This is a genomic window from Pseudoalteromonas sp. AS84, assembly GCF_038900255.1.
Taxonomy (GTDB): Bacteria; Pseudomonadota; Gammaproteobacteria; order Enterobacterales; family Alteromonadaceae; genus Pseudoalteromonas.
On sequence record NZ_JBBMQY010000009.1, the window covers coordinates 174,449 to 182,142 of the forward strand.

4 protein-coding genes and 1 pseudogene are annotated in these 7,694 nt (G+C 42.9%); all 5 read left to right on the forward strand.

All coding sequences use genetic code 11. The annotated features are described in order from the left end of the window. The first annotated feature begins 100 nt into the window (after positions 1 to 100). On the forward strand, positions 101 to 4,276 hold the full coding sequence (gene rpoC / locus WNY79_RS11660) for a DNA-directed RNA polymerase subunit beta' (RefSeq protein ID WP_024600088.1): 4,176 nt from the start codon (positions 101 to 103) through the stop codon (positions 4,274 to 4,276). 194 nt (positions 4,277 to 4,470) lie between these two features. Beyond that, entirely contained in the window at positions 4,471 to 4,845 is a 375-nt protein-coding gene (gene rpsL / locus WNY79_RS11665) for a 30S ribosomal protein S12 (RefSeq protein WP_002958885.1), read from the forward strand. 97 nt (positions 4,846 to 4,942) lie between these two features. After that, positions 4,943 to 5,413, forward strand: coding sequence for a 30S ribosomal protein S7 (gene rpsG, locus WNY79_RS11670; protein WP_010555004.1), 471 nt, complete (start codon positions 4,943 to 4,945; stop codon positions 5,411 to 5,413). A 27-nt stretch (positions 5,414 to 5,440) separates the two neighbouring features. Further along, positions 5,441 to 7,555 (forward strand): elongation factor G, encoded by a 2,115-nt coding sequence (fusA, locus tag WNY79_RS11675; RefSeq protein WP_024600089.1) that lies wholly within the window; start codon positions 5,441 to 5,443, stop codon positions 7,553 to 7,555. A 62-nt stretch (positions 7,556 to 7,617) separates the two neighbouring features. Next, a pseudogene (locus WNY79_RS11680) lies at positions 7,618 to 7,694 on the forward strand (elongation factor Tu); the annotation flags it as partial.

The window sequence follows — 7,694 nt, forward strand, 5'->3', positions numbered from 1 at the left end:
ATTAGATGCTGCAGTTAACGCTGCAGCATCTGTTACGGCTGAATAGAATGTAGGGACGAGACTATCCGTCCTCAAGATTAACTCCGACAGGAGAGCTAAGGTGAAAGACTTACTTAAGTTTCTGAAGCAACAAAATAAGACCGAAGAATTCGATGCAATTCGCATTGGTCTTGCTTCACCAGACATGGTTCGTTCATGGTCATACGGTGAAGTAAAGAAACCTGAGACTATTAACTACCGTACTTTCAAGCCTGAGCGCGATGGCTTATTCTGTGCCCGTATTTTCGGCCCAGTGAAAGATTATGAGTGTTTATGTGGTAAATATAAACGCCTTAAACACCGTGGTGTGATCTGTGAAAAGTGTGGCGTTGAAGTAACACTCACTAAAGTGCGACGCGATCGTATGGGTCATATCGACCTTGCGAGCCCAGTTGCACATATATGGTTTTTAAAATCATTACCGTCACGTATTGGCTTAATGCTAGATATGACGCTTCGTGATATTGAACGTGTTCTTTACTTCGAATCATTCGTAGTAACTGAGCCTGGTATGACAACGCTTGAGCGTGGTCAGTTATTAGGTGAAGAAGAATACTTAGATTCACTAGAAGAGCATGGTGATGAGTTTGAAGCGAAGATGGGTGCTGAAGCAGTTTTAGACTTGCTTCGTGAACTCGATCTTGCTCAATTAATTGCTGAGATGCGTGAAGAGTTACCAACAATTAACTCTGAAACTAAGCGTAAAAAAATCACTAAACGTCTTAAGTTAATGGAATCGTTCCACCAATCAGGTAATAACCCTGAGTGGATGATCATGACAGTACTTCCAGTATTGCCACCAGATCTACGCCCATTAGTACCATTAGACGGTGGTCGTTTTGCGACATCTGATCTAAACGACCTTTACCGCCGTGTTATTAACCGTAATAACCGTCTTAAGCGTCTACTAGATTTAGCAGCACCAGACATTATTGTACGCAACGAAAAACGTATGTTACAAGAAGCGGTAGATGCGCTACTTGATAACGGTCGTCGTGGTCGTGCAATTACAGGTTCTAACAAGCGTCCTCTTAAATCTCTTGCTGATATGATCAAGGGTAAGCAAGGTCGTTTCCGTCAGAATCTACTTGGTAAGCGTGTAGATTATTCAGGCCGTTCTGTTATCACAGTAGGTCCTACACTTAAGCTTCACCAATGTGGTCTTCCTAAGAAGATGGCACTAGAGCTATTTAAACCATTCATCTATGGCAAATTAGAACGTCGCGGCATGGCTACGACAATCAAAGCTGCTAAGAAGATGGTTGAACGTGAAGTTCCGGAAGTATGGGATGTACTTGACGAAGTAATTCGTGAACATCCAGTATTACTTAACCGTGCACCAACACTTCACCGTTTGGGTATCCAAGCGTTTGAGCCTGTGCTTATCGAAGGTAAAGCGATTCATTTGCATCCATTAGTATGTGCGGCTTACAACGCCGATTTCGATGGTGACCAAATGGCGGTACACGTACCGTTAACAATCGAAGCGCAGCTTGAAGCTCGTGCATTGATGATGTCAACAAACAACATTCTATCTCCTGCGAATGGTGAGCCAATCATCGTTCCTTCACAGGATGTTGTATTGGGTCTTTATTACATGACTCGTGACCGCATTAACGCTAAAGGCGAAGGCGCGATATTTAAAGATCCAAAAGAAGCAGAAAAAGCATACCGTAGTGGCAATGCAGACCTTCACGCTATTGTGAAAGTACGTATTAGCCAATCAGTTAAAAACGAAGACGGCGTAGTAGAAGATACTATCACTGTTATCGATACAACTGTTGGTCGTGCAATTTTGTCTCTAATTTTACCTAAAGGCATGCCGTTTGCGTCAATCAACCAGCCGCTAGGTAAAAAGCAGATTTCTGGCTTATTGAATGAGTGTTACCGTCGTCTAGGTCTTAAAGATACAGTTATCTTTGCTGACCAAGTTATGTACACCGGTTTCCATTACGCAATGAAGTCAGGTGTTTCTATCGGTATTGATGACTTAGTTATCCCACCGGTTAAAGCACAGATAATTGAATCAGCTGAAGCTGAAGTTACTGAAATCAACCAACAATTCCAATCAGGTCTTGTAACGGCTGGTGAAAAGTACAATAAAGTTATCGATATCTGGTCACGTGTAAACGAAAACTTATCACGTGAAATGATGTCTAACTTGTCGAAAGACACAGTTATTAATGCTAAAGGTGAAGAAGTAGAGCAACCGTCATTTAACTCAGTGTTTATGATGGCCGACTCAGGTGCTCGTGGTAGTGCTGCACAGATTCGTCAGTTGGCGGGTATGCGTGGTCTAATGGCACGTCCAGATGGTTCAATCATCGAGACGCCAATCACAGCTAACTTCCGTGAAGGTCTAAACGTACTTCAGTACTTCATCTCAACGCATGGTGCGCGTAAAGGTCTTGCCGATACAGCACTTAAAACAGCTAACTCGGGTTACCTAACGCGTCGTCTAGTAGACGTTGCACAAGATTTGGTAATCAATGAAGATGACTGTGGCACAGAAGATGGCTTAACAATGAAACCGCTTATTGAAGGTGGTGATGTTGTAGAAGCACTTCGTGAACGTGTTCTAGGTCGTGTTGTTGCTGAAGATATTGTAATTCCAGGTACTAATACAGTACTTGTTGAACGTAATATCATGCTTGATGAAAAACTGTGTGATCTTTTAGAAGAGCACTCAGTGGATGAAGTTCGCGTACGTTCTGTTATCACATGTGATAACGACTTTGGTGTATGTGCTAAGTGTTATGGTCGTGACCTTGCGCGTGGTCATATCATTAACGCGGGTGAATCAGTCGGTGTTATCGCGGCGCAGTCAATCGGTGAGCCGGGTACACAGCTTACGATGCGTACATTCCACATCGGTGGTGCAGCATCAAGAGCGTCAGCAGAAAACAACGTACAAGTTAAAACTAACGGTACATTAAAACTGCACAACGCTAAATATGTATTAAATACAGATGGTAAGATTGTTATTACCTCACGTTCTACTGAGATCACTATCATTGATAGCTATGGTCGTGAAAAAGAGCGTTATAAAGTACCTTACGGTGCGGTATTAACAGTGCAAGATAATGCTGAAGTTCAAGGTAACGACATCGTTGCTACTTGGGACCCGCATAGTCACCCAATCGTTCTTGAGCATAAATCAAAAGTATCGTTTAGCGATATCGATGATTCAAATACAGAAACGCAGACTGATGAACTAACCGGTTTAACCCGTATAGTTGTTAAAGATCTTGCTAAAGTAAATACGAAAGAACCAAAGCTTATCATTGAAAATGAAGAGCGCGGTCTGCAAGAAACACGTCTTCCTTCATTCACGACGATTGAAGTTATTGACGGCGTTACAGCAAACCCAGGTGACGTGTTAGCACGTATTCCGCAAGAAGGTTCGAAAACTCGTGATATCACGGGTGGTCTACCACGCGTAGCCGACTTATTTGAAGCTCGTAAGCCAAAAGAACCAGCTATATTAGCTGAAGTAACTGGTACTATTAGCTTCGGTAAAGAGACCAAAGGTAAGAAGCGTTTAGTTATTACTCCAGCAGAAGGCGATCATTACGAAGAAATGATTCCTAAGTGGCGTCAACTTAACGTGTTTGAAGGTGAGCAAGTGTCTAAAGGTGAAGTTATCGCCGATGGTCCTGAATCACCGCATGACATCTTACGCCTACGTGGTGTGACTCATGTTGCTAACTACATCGTTAACGAAGTGCAAGAGGTTTACCGTTTGCAAGGCGTTAAGATCAATGACAAGCACATTGAAACAATTATCCGTCAGATGATTCGTAAATGTACAATCATACACGGTGGTGATACTGACTTCTTAGCCGGTGAACAAATCGAAGTGGCGCGCGTTAATATCGCAAACCGTGACCTTGAAAAACAAGGTAAGATACCAGCTAAGTTTGAAATCCAGTTAATGGGTATCACAAAAGCATCACTAGCAACAGAATCTTTCATCTCTGCAGCGTCTTTCCAAGAGACAACACGTGTTCTTACAGATGCGGCAGTGAATGGTAAGAGCGATGAGCTTCGCGGTCTGAAAGAAAACGTAATTGTGGGTCGTTTGATCCCAGCCGGTACCGGTTTTGCGTATCATCAAGAACGTATGGCTCGCCGTAAACAAAGCAAAGTAGTAGTAGAAGAGCAAACAGTAAGTGCAGAAGAGGCAACTCAAGCACTTACAGACGCTCTAAATGCTGATTTGTCTGGAAATCAATAAACTGTTCTTAATCAATAGATTAAGTGATCGTGAGGCAGTTATATGCTGTCTTACGGTTAGTTTAGGTTGACAGGTTAAACTTTGCTCATTAAAATTCCGCCACCCATTTACTTGTGTGCTCAATGCAGGCTCGTAAATAAAGGGCGGATTTTTTATTTTTTTCAGTAGTAATTTTAATTTCAGGAGCTATTTAAATGGCAACTATTAACCAGCTAGTGCGTAAGCCACGCCGTAGCAAGGTTACGAAAAGTAACTCAGCTGCACTAAAAGCGTGTCCGCAAAAGCGCGGTGTATGTACTCGCGTATATACAACTACACCTAAGAAACCTAACTCGGCGTTACGTAAAGTAGCACGTGTACGTTTAACTAACGGTTTCGAAGTAACTTCATACATTGGCGGTGAAGGTCATAACCTTCAAGAGCATAGTGTAATCCTAATCCGTGGTGGTCGTGTTAAAGATTTACCAGGTGTGCGTTTTCACACTGTTCGTGGTGCACTTGACTGTGCAGGCGTTAGCGATCGTCGTCAAGCTCGTTCTAAATACGGTGCAAAACGCCCTAAAGGCTAATTGTTTTCCGTTAGTAAGGCCAAGCACTAAATATTTATAATTATTGTTTTGGGTGATTGACTCGAAAGAGCAAACCTGAATAAACCGGAGATACAAAATGCCTAGAAGACGCGTAATCGGTCAACGTAAAATTCTTCCAGATCCTAAGTTCGGATCGGAACTTCTTGCTAAATTCGTTAACATCGTGATGTTAGACGGCAAGAAATCTACTGCTGAAAAAATTGTTTATGGTGCGCTAGACGTGGCTGCTGAGAAATCAGGCAAGTCGCACCTAGAAATCTTTGAAACTGCACTTGATAACATTCGCCCACAGGTAGAAGTTAAATCTCGCCGTGTTGGTGGTTCAACTTATCAAGTACCAGTTGAAGTACGTCCAGTTCGTCGTAACGCATTAGGTATGCGTTGGTTAGTAGACGCTGCACGTAAGCGTGGCGAAAAATCTATGGGCTTACGTTTAGCTCAAGAAATCGTTGACGCTTCTGATAATAAAGGCACTGCGGTTAAGAAACGTGAAGACGTTCACCGTATGGCTGAAGCGAATAAAGCATTCGCTCATTACCGTTGGTAATCTGTCTTTAACCTTTAAGAGGATCATATGGCACGTACAACTCCACTTGAGCGCTATCGTAATATAGGTATTGTTGCTCACGTAGATGCAGGCAAAACCACCACAACAGAACGTGTTCTGTTCTACACAGGTCTTTCTCATAAGATCGGTGAAGTACATGATGGCGCTGCAACTATGGATTGGATGGAGCAGGAACAAGAGCGTGGTATCACAATCACTTCTGCTGCAACAACGTGTTTTTGGAAAGGGATGGACGCTCAATTTGACGCCCATCGTATCAATATTATTGATACTCCAGGACACGTAGATTTCACTATTGAAGTAGAGCGCTCTTTACGTGTACTTGATGGTGCGGTAGTTGTTCTTTGTGCTTCATCTGGTGTACAGCCGCAAACTGAAACAGTTTGGCGTCAAGCGAACAAATACGAAGTTCCGAGAATGATCTTCGTAAATAAAATGGATCGCACGGGCGCTGACTTTTTAGCAGTGGTTAGCCAGGTGAAATCTCGTCTTGGAGCAACGCCTGTTCCAATTCAGTTGCCTGTAGGCGCTGAGGACGACTTTAAAGGTGTTATTGACCTTATTAAAATGAAAGTGATTAACTGGAACGAAGCGGACCAGGGTATGACTTTCTCTTATGAGGCAATACCGGCAGAACTTCTGGAATTAGCTGAAGAATGGCGCTCTCATTTAGTTGAAAGCGCTGCTGAAGCAACAGAAGAACTAATGGATAAATACTTAGAAGGTGAAGAGTTAAGTGAAGCAGAAATTAAAAATGCTTTACGCCAACGAACATTAGCGAATGAGATTGTTCCAGTTACTTGTGGTAGCGCATTTAAAAACAAAGGCGTTCAAGCTGTGCTTGATGGCGTTGTTGAGTATATGCCGTCACCAGAGCAAGTGAAACAAATCCAAGGTATTCTAGAAAATGGTACTGAGGAAGAACGTCCAGCTAATGATAAAGCGCCGTTTGCTGCACTCGCTTTTAAGATTGCAACAGACCCGTTTGTTGGAACCTTGACCTTTTTCCGTGTTTACTCTGGTACTGTTAAACAGGGTGACACGGTATATAATCCAGTAAAAAGTAAGCGTGAGCGACTTGGCCGTATCGTACAGATGCATTCAAACTCTCGTGAAGAGATCAAAGAAGTTTTCGCAGGCGACATCGCGGCAGCTATTGGTCTTAAAGACGTAACAACAGGTGAAACACTGTGTGATCCGAATTCTATTATTACGCTTGAGCGTATGGAATTCCCTGAACCAGTAATCTCTATTGCGGTTGAGCCTCGCACTATAGCTGACCAAGATAAGATGGGTATCGCGCTAGGTAAACTAGCTGCTGAAGACCCTTCTTTTCGCGTACAAACTGACGAAGAATCAGGCCAGGTTATAATCTCTGGCATGGGTGAGCTTCACCTAGATATCATCGTCGACCGTATGAAACGTGAATTCAGTGTTGAATGTAACGTTGGTAAGCCGCAGGTCTCATACCGAGAAGCTATTCGTTCAACTGTTAAGGTTGAAGGGAAGTTTATACGTCAGTCAGGTGGTCGTGGTCAATATGGTCACGTTTGGCTTAAACTTGAACCGATGGACATTACGGATGATGAGTCACCAATCTACGAGTTCGTTAACGAAACCGTAGGTGGTTCTGTTCCTAAAGAGTTCGTTCCTGCGGTAGACAAAGGTATCCAAGAGCAAATGTCTCAAGGTGTACTTGCAGGCTACCCATTACTTGGCGTTAAAGCGACTTTATATGATGGTTCATTCCATGATGTAGATTCGAATGAAATGGCATTTAAAATAGCAGGTTCACTGGCAATGAGAGATGGGGCGCGTAAAGCTGACCCTGTACTTTTAGAGCCAGTAATGAAGGTTGAAGTACTCACTCCTGATTCAAATATGGGTGATGTAGTTGGCGACTTAAACCGTCGCCGCGGCATAATCGAAGGCATGGAAGATGCATTAGGTGGACTTAAGCAAATTAATGCGCAAGTTCCTCTTTCTGAAATGTTTGGTTATGCGACTGCTTTACGATCTGCAACACAGGGCCGTGCCTCATACTCTATGGAGTTTGTGAAGTACGCTGAAGCATCTAAAAATGTTGCAGATACAATAATTTCAGCTCGCGCTGTTATATAATTTTAGCTTGTCTGGCTCAATAGTGAGTCAGGCTTTAATTTCTTTATTAGGAATTTTTTAAGATGGCAAAAGAAAAGTTTGAACGCGTAAAACCGCACGTAAACGTTGGTACAATCGGCCACGTTGACCACGGTAAAAC

Bases quoted from the DNA above. Each gene is read 5' to 3' on its own strand.
- rpsG (WP_010555004.1), top strand. From the start codon at position 4,943: ATGCCTAGAAGACGCGTAATCGGTCAACGTAAAATTCTTCCAGATCCT.
- rpsL (WP_002958885.1), top strand. From the start codon at position 4,471: ATGGCAACTATTAACCAGCTAGTGCGTAAGCCACGCCGTAGCAAGGTT.
- fusA (WP_024600089.1), top strand. From the start codon at position 5,441: ATGGCACGTACAACTCCACTTGAGCGCTATCGTAATATAGGTATTGTT.